The organism is Microcoleus sp. N9_A1, from assembly GCF_036701795.1.
Classification (GTDB): domain Bacteria; phylum Cyanobacteriota; class Cyanobacteriia; order Cyanobacteriales; family Microcoleaceae; genus Microcoleus.
Window position 1 is genome coordinate 1 of record NZ_JAUBRI010000042.1, and the last position, 20,711, is coordinate 20,711.

Below are 20,711 nucleotides of genomic sequence, written 5' to 3' on the forward strand. Positions count from 1 at the left end.
GGTCCTCAGAACCTGGCTGTTTTACGACGGTTCGCCCTCAATGCCCTCAATCGAGAATCCACAGGTAAAAAACGCAGTTTAGTCCAGAAAACGAGACTGGCTGCGATGAGCGATGATTATATGGTGAAGGTATTAGTTGCAGCGCTCCCTGAACTCTCTAAAAGTAGCAGCCCTACAATCTAGATGGCAACTGCGTTTGAGGTGCGCTTACCCTGGGGAAATAGTAACAGTTTTAACCTGGCCATCTAGTGTTCGATGAATTATGCAATGCACTTCACCGATTATCGGCAATTTGATCGAGTTGTCACCTACTTTGATATTCTGAGGATAACTAATAGATTGTTTTCCATGCTTCGACTTGAAGCTAGGAAAACCGCCACGTTTATCAAAGAAATTTTTATAAGCAGTAGACAGGTTCAATGCGACTATTTGAAGTGATTGAGAATAAGCATTTGTCAACCAAGGATATTCCTTTTTGAGATTTGGGGGTAATCCTTGAATCGCACTTCTACTCAGCCCTTTGCCAGTATCTTTGTAGGTTTGCTGACACAGATTCAAACTATAATTCCAAAACCAACGACAACAGCCGAAAGCACCCGCAAAGTAGGTTTGCTGTTGGGCCGTAGGATAGATTCTGAATTTGTAATTGCTCACCCCCCCCTACGGACAAAAATAAAATCTCTGAAACCCTTTGTAGGCAAGTATTCCAAAGTTTGAACACAATTATTTCATTTTTCCGTTTTGATCGCTGAAACCCTCATTCTCTCGTTGATTTTATTGAAGAAGAAGCTTTTTGCTTAAAATTCACAATCTGAAACTGTCTCGCTTGAGGCAGTTTCAGGGGAGGGGGGTAGTTGAGCAATTACCTGAATTTATAGGCTTGATACATTATTGGCGATCGACATCTCTGATAATATGGTACCAAGGATAGGCCGGAAAATGCCAGGAATTTGCTCGTCTCCTCATGCCTATCCCATCTCCCTCGATAATCAAGATGTCGAGTTTCGTGGGATAGGCGATCGTCGCTTCGCTCGTCTTTCATCCCACCACCAAGCGGAGTACCGCTATGGTGGGGGAATTCCCGCCTGTCTAGTTAAATGGCGAGAGCATCTCAAGTCTGGTAAATTAACCGTCATTTTTGTAGAGGCGCGTTCACGCCCGATCGGCAATATCAGCCAGATATCGGCGCAAAACAGCCCCGACACCTGCATATTATGGTTGATCGACCGGACTAGATAGCAGGAAGGTCATCATCCAGGTTCCAACCCGTAAAGCAGCAAGGCAAGCAACCTACCGCGCGATGATCGTGTTCGGCAAGTGCGGAGGCTGGAAAAACAGCGGCTTTTGATCAAACTCATACAGAACTGTGGCCCCAAAGTGTGTCTGCGGAGGTTAGGCTAGTGAAGAGATGAAAAGAATAGTTACGATCGAGACTTGATTAGTCTACCTTGTAATTTATTACTCAGTTGTCAAGCCCAACAGTTTTGCATTCTCGCGATGAGCGAGACTCTTGGCACTTCCAACAAGTGGGGAACTCGACCGTCAAAGAACTTGGGTTTGATCGCACAAGCCCTTAGTAATACGTAAACACCTTACGGATAAATCGCCGGAACAATCTTGCAAGAAAACCCATATCTAGTATGCAAAACCAATTCACGGTTCACTTCTGGGGCGTTAGAGGTAGCATAGCGTCTCCCGGGGCAGAAACAGTACGTTACGGGGGCAACACGCCCTGTATAGAAATGCGAGTGGGTGACAGTCGCCTAATTTTCGATGGCGGTACTGGATTGCGGGTTTTGGGACAAACTCTCCTGTCCCAGATGCCCGTAAAAGCTCATATGTTTTTTACTCACTCTCACTGGGATCACATTCAAGGATTCCCATTTTTTGTCCCAGCTTTTATTCCTGGGAACTGTTTTCACATCTATGGGGCTATTGCTCCTAATAAGGCTACTATCCAGCAGCGCCTCCACGACCAGATGTTGCACCCCAATTTTCCGGTGCCCCTGCAAATTATGGGGGCAGACCTGAAATTTAACGATATAGAAGTGGGAAAACCGCTGGAACTCGGAGAGATTAAGGTGGAAACTGCTTTGTTGAACCATCCCGGAGAAGCTATAGGCTACCGCGTCAACTGGCGGGGGTATTCGGCTGCTTACGTGACTGATACCGAACATTTTCCTGATCGTTTAGACGAAAATGTGCTGTATTTGGCTCAGGATGCTGAGGTGCTGATCTACGACGCTACTTATACCGATGAGGAGTATTATGCCGAGAAGAGCAGCAAGGTCGGCTGGGGACATTCGACTTGGCAGGAAGCGGTGAAGGTGGCAAAGGCTGCTAATGTCAAAAAGTTGGTGATTTTTCACCACGACCCGCTGCACAATGATGAGTTTTTAGACAGGGTGGGAGAACAAGTGGCTCAAAGGTTCCCGAATAGTTTGATGGCGCGGGAAGGTTTGTCGTTACAATTGCTGCCTCCTGATAACGATTTGTCTGAAGCGTCGGTGCAAGCGCCTCAAGTGCCTGTCTGATGGTTCTGAAATCTTGAGCTCGGAAATCTCAAATTTAAGTTAGGGCTGACCTCAAAGATGGGTACAAGCCCCCGACTGCTGTCGTGGAAAACCAAAAAGTTTAGACTAAAGTTCAATCTCCAAGATTGTATCTGTGGAGTCAATCTAAAATCTAAAATCTAAAATCGACTGGCGATCGCAATCTGGCTAAGTATGTCAAAATTTTAAGCGTGTGGGTAACTTCTTCTTGTACCGCTGCTCTGACTCCAACTTCTGTTGCCTTGGGAAACTTTGATGGTTTGCACCTAGGGCATCGACAAGTCGTGCAGCCAATTTTAAATCGATCGCCTGGGTCAAGTTCTGCGACGGTTTTTGCGTCGGGGCAAAACTTGCGATCAAACGCTGGCACAGATCAAAATTTGCCAAGGGAACATTCGGCGACCTGCGAAAATGACTCAGCAGCACCGCCCAATCTAGCCGACAGCAGGCATAATTTCGATGGTTTAATAGACCCTAGGACAGAGGGCAACAGCCTCTCTGGTCGTGATTCTGATGGGGTCGATCGGCTTTACAGCACTGTGGTGACATTTGATCCGCACCCGCAAGAATTCTTTACGGGTCAACCGAAAAAACTGCTAACACCTCTGGCAGAAAAGGTAGAATTGCTCGCAGCAATGGGCGTCGAGCAACTTGTGCTGCTGCCGTTCGATCAAGAATTGGCGGCTTTGACTGCTTGTGAGTTTGTCGAGGAAATTTTGGTGCGACAACTAAAAGCGAGTCGAATTAGTGTGGGGGTTGATTTTAGGTTTGGACGAGGACGCGTTGGGACGGCTGTGGATTTGCAGTCGATCGCCTCGGGTTACGGTATTGATGTTGCGCTGATACCCCTGCACAATTGCGCTGAGGGCGATCGGATCAGCAGTTCCGCCATCCGCGAAGGTCTGGCATCCGGCGACCTCAGAAAAGCGAATAAGTTACTAGGGAGACCCTACAGTTTAGTCGGGACTGTAGTTGGCGGACAGCGACTGGGAAGGACGATCGGATTTCCGACTGCTAATATCGAACTACCACCGGAAAAATTTTTGCCCTGTTTTGGCGTGTACGCGGTGCGAGTCTCGGTCAAGGATGGAGGCGGAATCATCAAAGATGAAAGTTCTTCCTATAAGTGGGAAAATCCCAAATCTCTAATTCCCGATCGATCATCAAATGTATCATTCATAAATGGGGTGATGAATGTTGGCCGCCGCCCAACGGTAGACGGCCTGCAACTCACTGTAGAAGTTCACCTGTTAGATTGGTCTGGAGATTTGTACGGTCAAACCTTGAGCGCAAGTTTGATAGAATTTTTGCGACCCGAACAAAAATTCGCTTCTTTGGATGCTCTAAAAACTCAAATTCAGGCAGATTGTGATGTTGCTAGAAAGGTGTTAGCTGCTAATGGTTAAAAAATCGCAGTCGAGCGGTTTATTGTGTACATTACTATTTTGCTTGGGCGATTAAAATCGCTACAACACAAACTTTCGTGCCTCTCTAAGAGGCCGGGAATAAAAGAACGAGCAATCAACAATTAGCAATTAGCAATTAAGTAAATCAACCTGATTTAAGTTAAAATGCGGAACGCTAAAAAGCTGGCTGTGTATTTGTTCTTCCTTCTTCCTTCTTCCTTCTTCCTTCTTCCTTCTTCCTTCTACTTAAAAATCAGGGATATGAGAGAACATATTGAGCGGCTCAAACAAAATCTAGGCAAAACTATTGTCGGCAAAGCGGATGCTATTCGCTTGGTGCTAGTAGCCGTGCTTTCCGGCGGTCACGCGCTGCTGGAAGATGTGCCTGGTGTGGGAAAAACGCTGCTGGCGAAGTCTTTGGCGCGATCGATCGATGGGAAGTTTCAGCGGATTCAGTGTACTCCCGATTTGTTACCAACCGATATCACGGGTACTAATATTTGGAATCCTAGCAGCGGCAAGTTTGAATTTTTGCCCGGCCCAGTTTTTGCTAATGTTTTGCTGGCGGATGAAATCAATCGGGCGACACCGCGAACTCAATCAGCTTTGCTGGAAGTGATGGAAGAAAAGCAGGTGACGGTAGATGGAGTTTCTCGGAATGTTCCAGCGCCGTTTTTTGTAATTGCGACTCAAAACCCGATCGAATATCAAGGTACTTTTCCGCTACCGGAAGCGCAGATGGATCGGTTTACCTTGTCTTTGACTTTGGGCTATCCGGCTGCGCTGGAAGAGTTGCAAATGTTGGAACGGCTTTCTGATACTTTTACAGTTGAGGATTTGCAGCCTTGTATTTCTTTGGAAGAGGTGCAGGAATTGCGCCGTTTGTGCGCTGGTGTGAAAGTGGAAGGTTCTTTGAAGCAGTATATTGTTGATTTGGTGCGATCGACTCGCGAGGATGAAGAGATTACTCTGGGCGTGAGTCCCCGTGGTGCGGTAGCTTTGCACCGGGCATCTCAGGCTTTGGCGTTTATTTCGGGGCGGGATTATGTTACCCCAGATGATGTGAAGGAATTAGCACCGCACGTACTTTCTCATCGGTTGATTCCGGCGGGGGGAAGGAGGGCGAAGACGATTGTTGATAAGTTGTTGAGATCTGTTCCTATTCCTTAAAAAGCTTGGAATCGGCGGTTGAAACCGCGTCTACACAAACAAAGTCCGCCTCCGCGGACTAAAGAGAAGACGGCGGTTTTAACCGCCTTTGTCTTCAACCCGCGGAGGCGGGTTTTGTCTTTATCGACGCGGTTTCAACCGCCCGGTCTTCTTATCTTATAATGATTGTTCAATAGATCCTTGAAACAGCGCTACTAATTTTTTTGCTTCTAAATCCACATTGTGTTGTTTCGCTACCCGTTCTGCTCCTGTTTTCCCCATTTCTTCTAGCTTTTCTAAAGGTGCTTCCAATGCCGCGCGCATCGCCACAGCTAATGCTTCTACGGAACCGGGAGGAACTAACCAACCGCAAACACCGGGTTCTACGAGTTCCGGGATACCAGCAACATAAGTGCTAATTACAGGTCGATTGAGAGCGAGGGCTTCCATAATTACGACGGGTAAACCTTCGGCAAAACTCGGCAATACCATTGCGCGGGAAGCTAAAATTTCTTGCTGAACTCGATCGCCACTAGCCCAGCCGGTAATTTCTATATAATTTTGCAGGCCGAGTTGTGCAATCTGCTGTTCAATTTCAGCCCGTAGCGGCCCGTCTCCGACAAATACCAATTTAAACTGCAAACCTTGAACTGCTAGCTTGCTGGCCGCTTCTAGCAGTAGCAAATGACCTTTTTGTTCGCTGAGCCTGCCGACACAAACTAGGCGGGGTGCTGCGGGTATGGGGATGTGGGGGTGAACTAAAAATGCTGCATCGACTCCGCAGTGTATGACGTGGATTTTTGACCAATAAGTGCGATCGCACCACCGAAAAAGCTGACTTTTACCGAAGGAACTAACTGCTGCTACAAAGGTCGATCGTTTAATTTTTTCATCTAAGGAAAGAAGTGTCGCTTTATCAAATTCTTCAGGGCCGTGAACGGTGAAACTGTAAGTCGGCCCGCCAAGGACGCGACACAACATTGCAACAGTTGTGGAATTTGTGCCGAAGTGAGCGTGAACGTGAGTTGTACCGGATTCTGCAAACCAATTTAACAGAATGCAAGCTTCTGCTAAATAAGCTAGATGCAGTATAATTCCGCGTTCAGAGTGCCACCCTATTTTAAATGTTAACTGCAAAGCTTCGAGGAATGCGATCGGTTTTGTGAGAGCAACACGCAGCAAAGCTAACACTAAGCCTTTGACTCCAACTCCTAAGATTACTTTAGTCAATTCTTGCTCTAGCTTGTCTGCGCCGTCAACGAGTTCCGATTCGCAAGAGCGGATCGAAAAACGCGCGACTTTGAGGCCGCAGCTTTCAACGGCGGCCACTTCTCTGCGGACGAAGCTGTGGCTGACTTTGGGATATTGGTTAACTAAATAAGCAATTATCATGAACAGGCTGGAAATGCTATGGTAAAACTTAAGATAATTTTAGCCTCGAATTGATAAAAGTCAAGTTATTTTTAGGTGTTAGATACTCGACTGCTTTAAGAAATCGGGTATCTGGGGATTCTTAGACTAATATCACGAGCCGATAAAACTTCTTAGTATACCCATTAGCTTCGCTACATTATTCAGGAAATATTCATTGGGATCGATTTCAACTACAGAATCAAATAATTTCATAAATTTCCAGTTTGTGCCAGTCGTCACAGCACCATAAACCATTTCATTATTGTTTTGACGTTGATTAATTATTTGTGCTGCTACCATCTCGGCAATACACTGACCTAATCCCGATTGGATGTTATCATTTTTAGCTTCCACGATTAAGATTACGGGTGACTTAATCATCAATTGAGACGGAGACTTACTAATTATAAAATCACAATATCCCATCAGTCCTTGTTGACTATCCACATTGAATTCTCTACCAGAAAACAGACTTATTTTAGATCCAAGTTGCTGTTTTAGTTCAATCAATATTGGTGCAATAATCATTTCCGATCGCGCTTTTTCTGTCGCAATTTCTAAGGCCAAGGGAGTATTGTATTCAAGACACTGTTTTAAGAAACTACTAATAGGAACTTCTGGTACTTCGGCGAAACTATCCAGCTTTTCAATAATACTTAGCCCAAAAACTTGTTCGACCATTTCTAGGGTGAACTGACTATAAGACATTTTATTTATTCCGAATCTTTTGAAATTTATTGAGTTTATTTTAGCATAGGGAAATGACGATCGCGCAGTAGCGTAGCCAAGTCACGTTCTGAATTATCAAGTGTGATCGTATCCTCAAATTTATCCTCAATCGGTTTTTGATTTAGGAGCGGGGACGCCATCACATAAATGTCTGTCTGCATCTGATACTTTCTGATTATTTTCTAAATAGCCACGAACCCATGCACAGCCTCTTTTTTGTAAGTCTTCAATATCCAAATTCCATAAAATAACCGTTCCATCACTTACTGCTAATGCTAATTCTTTTCCGTCAGGACTAAAACTTAGGCTAGTAATAGCTTCTGTCAAATTAAGTGTTTCAACCAAAGTACCATTGTGACTCCAAAGTTTGACTGTCCCATCTTCACTGGCTGAAGCAATCATCTGACCATCTGGACTAAAGCTGACATCAGTAACTTTTTTACTGTGTCCACCAGTTAAGTTAGCAATTAAACTGCCATTATTTTTATAAATTCTCAAAATTCCATCTTCACCAGAGGTGACAATTTCTTTGCCGTCAGGTCTAAAACTGGCTTTATTTCCAAGAAGTTTAGTCAACAATTTACCATTGATTTCCCAGAGCTTTAAAGAAGGGCCTTCGTTATACATTCGAGACCTAGGTGTTACATATGAAGCAATTACTTGACCATCAGGGCTAAAACTTACACTATGAAAAGCACCATCAACATCTTGAATAGTACGTATAAGCTTTCCTTGATAGTCCCAAAGTTCCATACCAAACCAACCAGTCGAAGCTATTATTTGACCTTTAGGGCTAAATTTTATTGTATTATAAGAACTTGTAGAATCTTCAGCATAGGAATTGATTGGCGTACCATTTCGCTTCCAAAGCCTGAAAAATTTACCAAAATTGTCAACAGAAGCAATTATTTGATTGTCAGGACTAAAACTGACACTGTTGACTTTATCACTATGACCAATCAGAGTCTTGAACATTCTACCGTCTCGACTCCAGAGTTTAACGGTTCTGTCTTCACTAGCTGTAGCAATCATTTGTCCATCAGGGCTAAATTCTACGTCTGTCACTGAACTACTATGCCCCTTTAAGCGGGAAATATCAATAGGAGATATCTGCCATACTCTGACAGTACCATCGTCACTGGCAGTAACAAGTTTTTGCCCATCTGGAGTAAAATTTACTTTATTTATTGCACCGCTATGTCCCGTAATTGTAGTTAATAATTTGCCACTTATTTTCCAGATTTTAATAGTATTATCTTTGCTTGCCGTAGCAATTAATTTACCATCTGCACTAAAAGCAACACTTGTTACACCGTCTTTATGTCCTGAAAAATTAGTCACTAATGTACCATTCTTTTTCCATAATCTTACTATACCGTCGTCACCAGCAGAGACAAATGTTTGACTATCTGGGCTAAAAGCTACGCTAAAAACTGTTTTTCTATCGACTGGTGGTTTATTACTATGATTAATTTTTTTAAACAATTTACCATCACGGCTCCAAAGCCTAATTTCACCATCCATATCGGCTGAAGCAATCATCTGATTGTCTGAGCTAAAACTTATATTCATAATATTAGGGTCGCCAGAATCATTGGTATGTTTAAGAACAGCAATTAGTTTACCTTCTAGTGTTTGAAGTCTAATTTCGTCATCGCCACCTCCAGAAGCAATCATCTGACCATCAGGACTAAAGCTGACAGAACCGATCCCGAACTCTGCTAGCGATAGCGGCATCTCATCTTCTTGATATTTCAGAGTTCTCACGATTTTGCCACTACGATCCATCAGTAGAATATTTTGGTGATCGGCAAAAGCAATTAATTGACTATCAGGACTAAAATTAATACTAGAAATTTGACTCCAAATGCTTTTAGTTTCATTCTCAGCAAGATTTCTTGACCATGTACTTATTAATTTCCCATTTTTGTCCCAAATTTTCACAGTACCATCTTTACTAGCCGAAGCAATTAATTGACCATCGGGACTAATGCTTACGTCTTTAACCTCACCAGTATCACTTTCAAAGCGGTTTAGTTCTACAATTCCATAAACTGACTTTTGTAAGGCTGTTATGGCTTCAATTTTAGTATCAGTTTTTGCACCCATACTTCCAAATGGCTCTTTAAGGCGTTTAGCCGCTCTCAAGCTGGCTACCAAACTATCAGCACCAATAAGAGATTTTGAAGATGCACTATCTGCTCTTATCTGAGCATCTGCATTTTCAATCAAAGCCCAACCAGCGAATCCAGCCAGTCCCAAAAATACGGCAGAAACTGTAACAAATAAATTACGATGGTTCTTTTTTCTATTTTTAATACTTTTCTGAACAAATTCCTGACTAGATCCAGACAGCGGTACTAGATCAGAATAACGCTTAATATAATCCTCTGCCGCTGCCAATCTTGTTCCTTGCAAGAGATAAGCTGATTCTCGCTGCTTACCTTTATCTCGCCATTCCTTAGCTGCATCTTCAATTGGCTGTTTAATTATCAACGCTTTTCGATTCTCCTTCAGCCAACCACCTAACAACCCCCAATTCCGAATCAGTGTTTCATGGACGATATTCACCACAGCCACCCTTTTCCGATCTAACTCTTGCTCACTGGTGACAACTAATTTCGCATCAGCCAAACGCTGCAACACTTTATTTACCAATTCTTCAGACTGCTGAGAATTAACTAAATCTTTTAGCCAAACTTGCTGACGAGTATTCGGAGTCTTTTCATCTTCACTCAATCGAGTCAATTCTAGAAAAATCCGCCTAGCCACTTTCTGTTCTTCTGAGGAAAGGGAATCATAAACTGTATCAGCATGGTTTCCCAGTGCCTTTTGTACCCCACCCAGACGGCTATAATCGGAAACTGTCAAAACATTAAACCTACTGTTTTCCCACAATTGAGTCAGCGTGTACTGTAACAAAGCTAAATTACCAGGGGAATCTGATACATCAGCAATCATCTTATTGACTAAATGTCCATCAATTTCCAACTCCACTAACTCAGCAGGTTTGAGGATCACTTCTTGCAACTCTGGGCGGTTCATCCGTTGAACTCTTACCAAATTCTTGTCAATTTTGTCAGCTAATCCAGCATACTCCTGCTCGGCACACTTGTATTGAAAATCATCCCGCATTACCAACACCAAGCAGAGTTTATTTCCTAAATGTTCTACTGCACTCATTAAGTATTCAAAAAACTTTTGTCTCTTTTCTTTATTCGGAGGAGCAAACACTTCTTCAAATTGATCTACTACTAGCACTACTCGTTCACTAGGAAGACGCTCGATAAAATCCACTAAATCATCGGCTGTTTTAACGCTTATCCCCAGCACTTGCTGTAGATTTACGAGCGGATCAGTCCCAGGAGTAAATGGTGGATAAAATGTCCATCTGTCGCTACCTGGTATATTCTTACCCAGATAGAGCTGATACAGTAACCCAGCCCTCACAACAGAAGATTTACCACTTCCAGATTGACCGATTACTGCCAGAAAATTACTAGAGCGAACCTTCTTCAAAAGTTGCTCTGTTAGTTCTGTACGCCCATAAAAATATTTGTGGTCTTGAGCTTCTTGATGTTTTATCGGATTGAAATCAAAATATTCTAACCCCTTGTAGGGACAAATTTTACCCCGAACTCCCCCTTTATATGTGAGGATTATTTGACTACTCATATTCCTGACAACGAAATGCTGGGATACGTTATTTGGTATTGCTTCCAGCCTTGGCTTTAATGTGTAATTAGTAACTCTACCATCATCTTTGTTTGTGGGGTCAAGTGCTTGCAACAAAGCAGGAGTAAGCACTCCTCCGTAAGCCACCTGAAATTCGCGACAAGCAGCAATAAAACAACGATCAAAATCTCGCTGTTGCTCAAATTCTGCTAAATTCTGCTCTATAAGATTGAATAACTCTCCGCTATGACAGCAATCCAACCACACAATCTGCTGCCGCACCGGACTATCTTTTAATATTTGATGTAAGCGTTTCAGTGAAAACAAACCATCTTCACTGTCATGATCAAAAAGAGCATCGCTAGTGACTAAAAATCCTTCAGGTTGTCCATTTTTTTCGCTTCGCCAACCATGACCTGCAAAAAACAACAGCGCCGTTTCTGGAATTATGCCACTTTTTGGCAGAAAAAGCTGGGTAATTGCATCCTCCAACTCTTTTAAATTCAAGTTTTTCTCTGAATTTACTTCCCGGACACCTTCCTTGCAGGGAAGCCGATGCACCTCAAAGCCGCCGAATGTCTCTAAAAGTTGGGCAATCTTCTCCGCATCCTCTGCTGCTGTTAGCTTCCGTTCTTCTGGGTCGAAGAGATATTCATTGATGCCAATTACCAGGGCTTGTCGCTTCGTCATGTTCACCCACTCATGCAGTAGTGTCTTTTCTGACTATACACAAGCAAATTAGTTTCTGCCGGATTTAATGTTTTTTTTGGTGAAGACTACATTACAGCGATTTTGACTTGCTGTATATACTGGTAATATCCACAAAATATTTTTATGACTCCATCCATTGACACCACTTTACTAGCGTTGCTGCTAGCTCTGAGCAACTTAGATGAACCCCTGAGTCAGACTGAACAAGCCGCCCTAAATAAGGCAGGTAAACAGTTAGATGCTAATCCTAAAGCCTGGAATATCATCGAAAAAGGCTTAATGAAGGTGGTTGGGGCGAATGATTCCTTACATCAGCAATATCAAGTGGCGATCGCTTTGCTAGAAGCCGTAGATGGTAAGATACCCGCTGGACTACTACCGACGGAAGCTGAACTAGAACAGGTATTAACGGTTGGGAATAAACTGGAAAAACGTCCTTATAAACCCAAGCCAGTTGAAAATTCCCAAACCAACGAAATTCTCAACATGAGTAGCGAAGTTCTGAAAACTCTTAACCCAGTAGAAACCACTAAAAAATTGCCTTTGGATAAACTCAAAGATTTTGTTAAAAAAAGTTTCAATAAATGATAAATCTCATCTATCCTAACCTATTTCTGTTTCTTTACGACCTGCGGGAAGGATTGGGCGAAGATGCCCAATCCTTAACAGCAAATCAGAAAGATTTTGCGGCTAAGTTACCGACAAATATTCGCTTGTCCCTATTTGGCCATGATTCTGTTTTTGAATCCGAATACCTGGAACTGCTGACAAATAGATTTGAGGGTTTTACTGACAGCGACAAACCATTTGAAGGCTATTATTACCCTGTCCGTTTGAACGATACCTATGGGTTACTTTTGGGTTGTTCTTTTAAGGAAGATAGGACTCCTCACCCAGTCAGTTGTCTTGCCCAATTTCAAGCTAAAATCAAGGAAAAGCTAAATAATCAGCACCCAAATATCGGGCAAACCTGGCTGATTGTGACTGAGATGGACAACCAAAACATTAGTCCAGAAGAAGTTGCTAAAAAATGCTGTCTATCCTTAAATATCGGCTTGCAATGGGAACGAGATTTCCAAGGTAAAGGGTCTTTTCTGGGAGGGAGTATATTTGAGCTTTCGCGGTACGAACTGCGGATAGAGGAGTCAACACAGGACGCTAAACCACGCACTATTCAACAACTACAAGAGAATATCCATCTCATCATTGCCGTAATGCCTAGCAGTGATGCTGCCAAAACAGTTTGGGAAGATTTTAACACTGAACTGCTGCGCTTATTTTGCTATCGGCATAAAGTTTTTTGGGCTTACGCTCAAAGTCGCTATCTGAAACAACAGCTAAAAAAAGATTTCAGAGTTATTAACCAACTCGTAGGAAATATCTACAGTCAGAATCTCAAACAACTCTGCAAAACCGTTGTTGATGCCCACAATATATTACCTAAGTATACCACAGAGTTAAATTATCTAGATGCTCAAATTCGCACTATTGAAATTAATGCCATCAACTATAGTAGACGGATCGGTACTATTGGCGATCGCCTAAATCAAATCCAAACCCAAAATGCACAAAACCCGATCGCTCAAATCCTCCCCATTCTATCCTGGTTCCAATCTGCCACAGCCACCTCAAACCCTACCTGCACTAATCCCACACCTCTGTTATCTCAAATCGCGAACTTGCAACACCCCTGCGATCTAAAATTCCTGGAAAAATTTAGCGAGGAGGTAGAGGAAAAATACAAGTTACAAGTGCAAAAAGACTATGCAAATCTCAGTCCAGGCTTACAATTACTGCAAGACTTAATCAACTCAAGTCGGGCAATTACAGAGATAGAACAAGCTCAGCGCGATCGCACTTTCCAAAACACTGTTGGGATTATTGGTGCTGGACTAGCAGTGGGTTCCATCGTCGCCTCAATCGAAATACCGACTGAGCCAAATGACAACTTCTTAAATCCCCCGCTCGATTTGGCGCTTTCTACTCTACATATTCCATGCGCTTGGTTGCCTTTTGCCATTAAGATTACCTTTAGCTTGAGTGCCGCACTCGCCGCTGGGTTATTTACTGCTATACTAATTTGGTTAGGACAGCTTAGGCGGAAAAACTAACAACAAATCAAACAGCTACCAATTGATTTAGCTGCGATTCACAGTGTTGAAAGATGTAATTAACAGCACCAAAAAGCTTGTCTAGTTCATAAATAGTGTAAGGAGTAATGTTTCTGGTAAAAACATTTCCTTCTAGCTTGCCAAATTGCCAGGTATTGCCATTAGAAACAATACCCAAAATAGTAACTTGAAGTTCATCGTTAAGTCGCTGGGCGGCAATCATTTCTGCTATACACTGCGCCCAGCCTTCTTCAAATTTATCTTGCTTGGCTTCAACTAAAAGCAAATACGGTTTGTCAAACACAACTTTACCCAGAGGAGAACGTTTTGCCAAGATATACTCATGAAAACCTGACAACTTAGTGTCATAGTTTAGAGCTTCATGACTCCACAAAACAAATTTACTGCGATAGCACTTCCAAACTTCTTTTAGCACGGGATAAATCAAATTTTCGCAAACGGCAAATTCTGAGTTATCGACTACTCCTTCCATCATCATGATTTGCAAGTCTTCGCGGAAGTAGTCAGGGACACTGAAAGCTATTTCAATCACAAAATTAGCTTCAGTATAGATTGTCTGAAATTCTTTGATAACTGCACCGATCGTTTTATAATTGCTAAAAGCCATATTTACCTCACTGTGTTTGAGTTAAGTAAGTGGGTACTAACAAATATAACATGGGGAGAGCGCTGGTTTTGCAGCAGTAACTCGCTATTTGGGTAAATTTTGCAACATTTATCCTTTACGTAGCTCTACACCTACCCAAAGTGACAGCAATAAGGTAAAGTAAACGGCACAAGAGTTTGGAACTCTCGAACTGCCACAACTCGGCAAACCCGCCCTTGACTTGCAAAACTCGCCAATACAGGCGACATTAACACCTAACAACTGACCAAAATGCAAACCTACTACTACGTTTTAGCCAGCCAACGCTTTTTGCTAGAAGAAGAAGCCCTTGATGAAGTGTTTAAAGAAAGAACTCGCAACTACCACGAACAAGAAAAACAAATAGATTTTTGGTTGGTCAAACAGCCTGCTTTTCTAGAAGCACCGACAATGAAAGAAGTCAAAGCAAAATGCCCTCAACCAGCCGCCGCTATTGTTTCCACCGATCCTGTTTTCATCACCTGGTTAAAACTGCGATTAGAATATGTACTGACAGGTGAATTTCAAGCACCGTCAGCAACTATTCCAGATGCCCTCGCGTCCCTACAGACAGCATGAACAAACTAGCAGGAATTTCCAGGGCGAAGCCAGGAAAATCAAGGGGGAAATTGTACAAATATTTTGTCTCTATTCCCCTATTTTCTGCTACCTCAATCGCCATTTTGACCTTGACAATTTTATCGAGTTCTGTTAAAGCTCAGTCGAGCTGCGAACCGCCAAATTCCGATGAATATCTACTGTTAATTGTCACAAAAACACCAGAACAGCAAGAAAGAGCAAAACGGTCTTTCCCCGGAAATACTGACAATATAGTTTGTCGGTATATCAACGATACGGTGACGCGAGTTGGTGGCTTTCGCGACTCGCAAATCGCTAGCGATTGGGTTAAATATATCGAAGATGTTGTCGGATTGCAAGCTTACGTAGTTCGATCGCCCGCAGCGGCACTTCCCCAAAATCTGCCAGTCTACAACCCTCAGCCAGCACCCGGTTCAGAACCAATCGCCAATCCTCCAACTGGCAATCTTGCGTTCAATCCCCAAGCCCTCGGCCCCGGTTACGCCGTGTTAGTAGATTACTTCAATCAACCGGAATTAGCCGCCCAAGTCAAGCAAGCATTGGGTACGCAAGTCGGCTTAGCTTCCTACGGCCAGCGTCCCTTTTTATTCGTTGCTTATACAACGGATCAAAACGCTGCTACGGCGGCGGTAAAAGCATTGAGCGATCGAGGTTTTTGGCCGATGTTGGTAGACAGTCGCCGTGTCACTGTAATTACTCCTGCTGTTAGGTAAAAGTAAATAATACGGCGGTTAAAACCGTATTTATTTAAACGATGTTCGAGATAAGACGGCGAATGGAATTCGCGCCTACACAAACGATGTCCGCCTCCGCGGACTGAAGAATATCGCGTAATTTTAACGGTCAATTTTTCAACCCGCGGAGGCGGGTTTTGTTTGCATAGACGCGAATTCCATTCGCCCGGTTTTCCTAATTAACAATTTATGGTTTTTGGGGCGGCTGTGGGCTGCTTCCTAGCTGACTTTCGGCCCGCTTTTTTGCTTCCATTGCCGCTCCGTAATCCGGCTTGTAGCGGATTGCTTTGTCATAGGAGGCGATCGCATCTCCGAATCTTTTCACCGCTACCAGGGCGTTACCGCGGCTGTACCACGCCTCCGAGTAATCTGGCTTGACATAGACGGCTTCGTTGTAAGAGGCGATCGCATCTTCGTACCGCTGCAAATTGTACTGAGCATTGCCTCTATTGTACCAGGCTTGAAATTTTTTCGGATTCAAATCTAAGGCTTTGCTGTAACACTCAATTGCTTGTTCGTACCGACGCAATTCGTGGTACGACCAGCCTAAATTATACCATGCTTGATCGGAATCAGGTTTTAATTTAACCGCTTTTTCGTAAGCTTCTACCGCTTCTTCATGTCTCCGCATTTTCAGCAAAGCGATGCCTTTACTGTACCATGCTTGATAATAATTTGGCTGAAACCGCACGGCTTTTTCGTAGGCCTCCAAAGCTTCTTGATTTTTGTTTAATTCTAGAAAAACATTGCCTAAATTGTACCAAGCATCAGAATTGTCGAATTTGATTTCAACTGCTTTTTGATATGATTCAACGGCGCGATCGTACTGTTTTAAATTTTGGTAAGCTTGTCCCCGATTGTACCAAGCCTGGTACAAATTAGGCTGAAATTGTACCGCTTTTTCGTAGGAGGCGATCGCCTCTTCGTACCGCTGCGAGTCTAACAGAGCATCGCCTCTACCTTCCCACGCTGCGGCGTAGTCGGGCTGGATTTTTAAAGCGTTGTCAAAAGATGCGATCGCCTCTTTTGACTGTTGCAACTTATCCAAAGCATAACCACGTCCCGTCCAAGCCTCCAAATATTCCGGCTTTAATTCTATTGCTTTATCATAGGCTGATTGTGACTCCTTATATTTTTTCAATTCATATAAAGTTTTAGCTTTTTCCTGCCAAACTTCCGCGTAGTCAGGCCGGAGAGTTATTGCTCGATCATAGGCAGCTAGAGCTTCTTCAAATTTGCTTAAATTGTAAAGAGTAATGCCTCGGTTGTGCAGGTCAGTTGCATTCGCTGAATTAAAAGTATTTACACCATAAATTGATGCTATAATAGTTATGCCAATCAAACTGGCGATCGCCAATATTTTAAAATACAATTTTCTTCGCGGTTTAGGCGGCTTATTCACAGCACGAACCGGAGGCAATACCGGAATAGTACCGCTGAAAGAATTTTGCAACTCTTTAATAGCTTGCAGCGTTTCGCCCGCACTCGAATAACGCTGCCGAAAATCGTACTTTACCATCCGATCTAAAATCTTCGCAAATTCAGGACTGACGGATGCTTTATCCTGCCAAATAATTTCCTCTGTATCGGAATTTTTCGGCATTTGGTGGGGATTTATGCCCGTGAGAAACTGAATTGCGATCGCACCTGTGGCATAGATATCGCTGCTGAGTTTCGGATTGCCATGAGATTGTTCGCTGGGCATATAACCGGGAGTACCGATGCTGACGCTCAAACTATTCTTGGGCTGAGGATTAGTAATTTGAGTAGTAATTTCCTTGACTGCACCGAAGTCAATTAACACTAACTTATTATCTCGATTTCGGCGCAGGATATTGCGGGGATTGACATCACGGTGAATTACATTTTGCTGGTGTACAAAATCTAAAATTTCCAGAAGTTCTTGCAATATACAAATAACTTGATCTTCCTTCATCCCTCCGGCATTTCCCGGAGAAGCGGGCGTAATTTCTTGACTTAAATCGTGGCCTTCGATAAATTCTTGAACGAGATAAAACTCTTGATTTTCTTCAAAGTAAGCAAAAAGTTGGGGAATGCGATCGTGATTTCCCAACTTGTACAAAACCTGTGCTTCCGTATCGAACAAACGTCTTGCTATTTGTAGAGTTTCGGGATCGGTTGCTTGAGGTTTAAGCTGCTTGACGACGCAAAGGTGATTACCTGGTAGTTGCTTATCTTCAGCTAAATAAGTTTGAGCAAATCCGCCGCCTCCCAAGTGACGGATAATGCTGTAGCGCGTGCCGAGTGTTATTCCAAGCATGAAATTTACCTGATATTTCCGAGTTTTTCTCCCCTTTCGGAATAAAACAAGGGTTGGGGGAGAGGTTTTGCATTTGATTCAGTTTAACTAATTTGCGATCGGCTTTACAGCAGAAACTCTGTCAAAATACCAGTAGATGCTGCCGACAAGTGGTAAAGTCGTCGGCGAATCATCTTTGCTTTGAAAGTTCAGATGCGTAGGGTGCTTATGGGCGCACTTTACTTTTATTTAACATGGTTTAGGCGCATGGGCTAGAAACCCGGTTTCTACGAGTTTTGCCAAATAACGATAAATATACGAAGAAACCGGGTTTCTGATGTGAGCGCGAGTAAGTCCTATTTTACTTTAAACAGCCTTCAAAATCTCATCATCAACTGAAAAATCTATCTCTGCTTTGTCCCTTCCCGAAACTACATAATCATTCTGAAATGAATCTTTCAATCCCGACACTAAGTCAAACTCCGGTTGCCAGTTAAGCTCGGTAACAGCTTTATTAACTGAGGCAAAAAAGTGCTGCAATCGCATCGGGAAAGCTTTCTTTTTACCGAAGTCAAATTGTTTCGGATCGTAGTGTACAATTTTGATAGCATCGGGCGATTTGCCGATCGCCTGGATGCAGGCGCGGGCTAAACCGTCAAAGGTGACAAATCGATCGCCCGAAACGTTATAAATTTGCCCGATCGCCCTGGAGTTGCCCAAAACCGCCGCCATTGCCACCGCCAAATCCTGACAATGCCCTAACTGCGTGAAGTGCATCCCGTTACCAGGAATCGGAATCGGGCGATCGCGCGCAATGCGATCGAAAAACCAAGCCTCCAAATCGTTATAATTTTGAGGGCCATAAATGTAAGTCGGGCGAATCGAAGTCCAAGGCAAACCGGACTCGGCCAAATAATTTTCCGTGTCGCACTTACCCAAATGTCGGCTTTTGGGATCGGTAGCGTCCCCTTCAATATGAGGCATTTGATCGGATTTCAAATAAACCCCCGCAGAGCTCATGTAAACAAAGTGCTGCACCCGCCCTTTAAATATCTCAGCTAAGGGCTTTGTATCGCTCAGTTCCCGACCATTGTTGTCAAAAACCGCATCAAACTCAACCGCCGATAATTTTTCTTGCAATTGTTCGACATTTGTGCGATCGCCCAAAATCTGTTTCACCCCCGCAACCGGCACAGGCTTATTGCCCCGGTTAAACAACACCACCTCATGCCCTTGTGCTGCTAAAATCTTAGTAAGATAAACCCCAATAAACCGAGTACCGCCCATCATTAAAATTCGCATTATTTTCGATGCTCCTTATAGTTAGTGTAAATATCTTACAATAAAGCGAGTATCTTGCTTTACTAAGTAGGTCATTGCCAAAAAACAATAGTATCTTGTAGGGGCGGGTTTAGCTAAAAATCTATGATACCAGCCAGTTGATCAAGGCAAAACCCGCCCTCCCCATCTAATGTTTATTTGTACCCACCTACTTAACAGTTGAGGACTCATTAAATAGGTAAGGAAAAAAAAACACAGTATCTACAAATTGGGTTAATTATCATAGTTTCTTTGTACTTGTATCAGCGTTTACCTGCGGTTTAAACAATGAAAAATCTTGAAAAGTTAAGCGAAATTGCGCGGGCGGCGGCTTGGGGCGCAGCAGATATCCTACAATCCTATTATCGGCAGGATTCCAATACTCCAAACTTAGACATTCAAGAGAAAAAAGACGGCCCAGTTACTGCGGCAGATGTCGCTGTCAATTCTTACATTCTCGACGAATTGCAGTCGGCTTTAGGGAATGCAGAATTTGGCTATCTCAGTGAAGAAACTTACAAATCTTATTTAGAAAAAAACGGTCAAATTCCCTTACCTGAAAGTTGGGTTTGGATTATTGATCCTTTGGATGGAACGCGAGATTTTATTGATAGGACAGGTGAATTTGCTGTTCACATTGCTTTAGCCTTCGAGGGAAGACCGGTATTGGCAGTTGTAGCTTGGCCCCAACAGCAAAAGATTTATTACGCAATCCGCGATGCGGGTGCTTTTGGGGAAAGTCGGGACGGTTCTGCGGTCAAATTGCAGGTTTCGGCGCGAAATATAGTGGCAGATTTATCTATAGTAACCAGTCGCAGTCACCGAGGCGATCGCCTAAATCAACTATTGCACAAATTTCCCTGCCAAAATCAACTGGCTGTCGGTAGCATCGGCTGCAAAATAGCCACAATTGTCGAACAAAAGGCTGATGTTTATATTGCGCTTTCGGGAAAGTCTGCGCCGAAGGATTGGGATTTGGCGGCGCCGGAATTGATTTTGACGGAGGCGGGCGGCCGATTTACTCGTTTTGACGGTTCTGCTTTGCAATATAACCGGGGAGATGTCAGTCAGTGGGGGGGATTGTTGGCGAGTAACGGTTGCTGTCACGCGGCTTTGTGCGGGGAGGCTGAGAGGATTTTGGCAGGGATAGATGGGAGTTTGAAGTAAGTGCGATCGCCCTTAAATAATTTGGTCGGTTCAGGACGCATCAAAAGCCAAGAAACCGGGTTTTTTCCTGTTTCTGCGGGCTGTAACGCGTCTTCTGGGCAAAAACCCGGTTTCTGACCACCCGTGCGTCAGTCCCGCGCTAAAAGCATACATAAACCCGATCGCACATATGTATCAAAAATCCCGCTCTTAATATCTCAGTCTCATTACACTTGCGATTGAATTGTTTTTGTGTTAT

The 20,711-nt window shown here is 43.4% G+C and carries 17 protein-coding genes; 10 read left to right on the forward strand and 7 right to left on the reverse strand.

Annotation, left to right across the window (positions count from 1 at the left end):
• Positions 1-183: hypothetical protein (locus tag QUA58_RS19190; RefSeq protein ID WP_445301889.1), on the forward strand; the 183-nt coding region annotated here is incomplete at its 5' end.
• Positions 184-207: 24 nt separating this feature from the next.
• Here the strand turns inward: QUA58_RS19190 and QUA58_RS19195 are convergent.
• Positions 208-654: a helix-turn-helix domain-containing protein gene (locus tag QUA58_RS19195; RefSeq protein ID WP_333395336.1), complete on the reverse strand. Its 447-nt coding sequence runs from the start codon at positions 652-654 to the stop codon at positions 208-210.
• A gap of 285 nt (positions 655-939) precedes the next feature.
• On the opposite strand from QUA58_RS19195, the gene QUA58_RS19200 reads away from it, so the two are divergent.
• The 4 genes from QUA58_RS19200 (at position 940) to QUA58_RS19215 (ending at position 5,128) form a co-directional block, all read left to right on the forward strand.
• Positions 940-1,239 (forward strand): hypothetical protein, encoded by a 300-nt coding sequence (locus QUA58_RS19200; protein WP_333395337.1) that lies wholly within the window; start codon positions 940-942, stop codon positions 1,237-1,239.
• Between the two features lie 392 nt (positions 1,240-1,631).
• Positions 1,632-2,534, forward strand: coding sequence for an MBL fold metallo-hydrolase (locus QUA58_RS19205; RefSeq protein WP_333253845.1), 903 nt, complete (start codon positions 1,632-1,634; stop codon positions 2,532-2,534).
• Between the two features lie 209 nt (positions 2,535-2,743).
• Complete coding sequence (locus QUA58_RS19210) at positions 2,744-3,958, forward strand: bifunctional riboflavin kinase/FAD synthetase (protein WP_333395339.1); 1,215 nt, start codon at positions 2,744-2,746, stop codon at positions 3,956-3,958.
• 261 nt (positions 3,959-4,219) lie between these two features.
• Positions 4,220-5,128 (forward strand): AAA family ATPase, encoded by a 909-nt coding sequence (locus QUA58_RS19215; RefSeq protein WP_265239123.1) that lies wholly within the window; start codon positions 4,220-4,222, stop codon positions 5,126-5,128.
• A gap of 156 nt (positions 5,129-5,284) precedes the next feature.
• On the opposite strand, the gene QUA58_RS19220 is transcribed toward QUA58_RS19215, so the two are convergent.
• The 3 genes from QUA58_RS19220 to QUA58_RS19230 all read right to left on the reverse strand — a co-directional run bounded on the left by QUA58_RS19220 (position 5,285) and on the right by QUA58_RS19230 (position 11,614).
• A complete protein-coding gene (locus tag QUA58_RS19220) occupies positions 5,285-6,499 on the reverse strand; it encodes a glycosyltransferase (protein ID WP_333395341.1) in 1,215 nt (404 codons plus the stop codon).
• A gap of 132 nt (positions 6,500-6,631) precedes the next feature.
• Entirely contained in the window at positions 6,632-7,228 is a 597-nt protein-coding gene (locus QUA58_RS19225) for a hypothetical protein (protein WP_333395343.1), read from the reverse strand.
• 126 nt (positions 7,229-7,354) lie between these two features.
• On the reverse strand, positions 7,355-11,614 hold the full coding sequence (locus QUA58_RS19230) for an nSTAND1 domain-containing NTPase (RefSeq protein ID WP_333395344.1): 4,260 nt from the start codon (positions 11,612-11,614) through the stop codon (positions 7,355-7,357).
• A 144-nt stretch (positions 11,615-11,758) separates the two neighbouring features.
• Between QUA58_RS19230 and QUA58_RS19235 the strand changes: the two genes are divergently transcribed.
• Both QUA58_RS19235 and QUA58_RS19240 read left to right on the forward strand, forming a co-directional pair.
• The gene (locus tag QUA58_RS19235) at positions 11,759-12,223 is read left to right on the forward strand and encodes a hypothetical protein (RefSeq protein WP_333395346.1); all 465 of its coding nucleotides are present in this window, start codon (positions 11,759-11,761) and stop codon (positions 12,221-12,223) included.
• Positions 12,220-13,746, forward strand: a complete 1,527-nt coding sequence (locus QUA58_RS19240) for a hypothetical protein (RefSeq protein WP_333395348.1) — start codon at positions 12,220-12,222, stop codon at positions 13,744-13,746. The genes QUA58_RS19235 and QUA58_RS19240 overlap by 4 nt, the downstream gene beginning before the upstream one ends.
• A gap of 7 nt (positions 13,747-13,753) precedes the next feature.
• Here QUA58_RS19240 and QUA58_RS19245 read toward each other — a convergent pair whose 3' ends face one another.
• Positions 13,754-14,374, reverse strand: coding sequence for a hypothetical protein (locus QUA58_RS19245; RefSeq protein WP_333395349.1), 621 nt, complete (start codon positions 14,372-14,374; stop codon positions 13,754-13,756).
• A 270-nt stretch (positions 14,375-14,644) separates the two neighbouring features.
• Here QUA58_RS19245 and QUA58_RS19250 point away from each other — a divergent pair, with 270 nt between their 5' ends.
• Together QUA58_RS19250 and QUA58_RS19255 are read left to right on the forward strand one after the other, a co-directional pair.
• Entirely contained in the window at positions 14,645-14,971 is a 327-nt protein-coding gene (locus tag QUA58_RS19250) for an MgPME-cyclase complex family protein (RefSeq protein ID WP_333253819.1), read from the forward strand.
• The gene (locus QUA58_RS19255) at positions 14,968-15,705 is read left to right on the forward strand and encodes a hypothetical protein (protein ID WP_333395351.1); all 738 of its coding nucleotides are present in this window, start codon (positions 14,968-14,970) and stop codon (positions 15,703-15,705) included. Before QUA58_RS19250 ends, QUA58_RS19255 begins: the two co-directional genes overlap by 4 nt.
• Positions 15,706-15,913: 208 nt before the next feature.
• Here the strand turns inward: QUA58_RS19255 and QUA58_RS19260 are convergent, their stop codons facing one another.
• The gene (locus QUA58_RS19260) at positions 15,914-18,007 is read right to left on the reverse strand and encodes a tetratricopeptide repeat protein (RefSeq protein WP_333395353.1); all 2,094 of its coding nucleotides are present in this window, start codon (positions 18,005-18,007) and stop codon (positions 15,914-15,916) included.
• A 345-nt stretch (positions 18,008-18,352) separates the two neighbouring features.
• The gene (locus QUA58_RS19265) at positions 18,353-19,288 is read right to left on the reverse strand and encodes an NAD-dependent epimerase/dehydratase family protein (RefSeq protein ID WP_333253813.1); all 936 of its coding nucleotides are present in this window, start codon (positions 19,286-19,288) and stop codon (positions 18,353-18,355) included.
• 306 nt (positions 19,289-19,594) lie between these two features.
• Here QUA58_RS19265 and QUA58_RS19270 point away from each other — a divergent pair, with 306 nt between their 5' ends.
• Positions 19,595-20,473: an inositol monophosphatase family protein gene (locus QUA58_RS19270; RefSeq protein WP_333395354.1), complete on the forward strand. Its 879-nt coding sequence runs from the start codon at positions 19,595-19,597 to the stop codon at positions 20,471-20,473.
• Positions 20,474-20,711 lie beyond the last annotated feature (238 nt).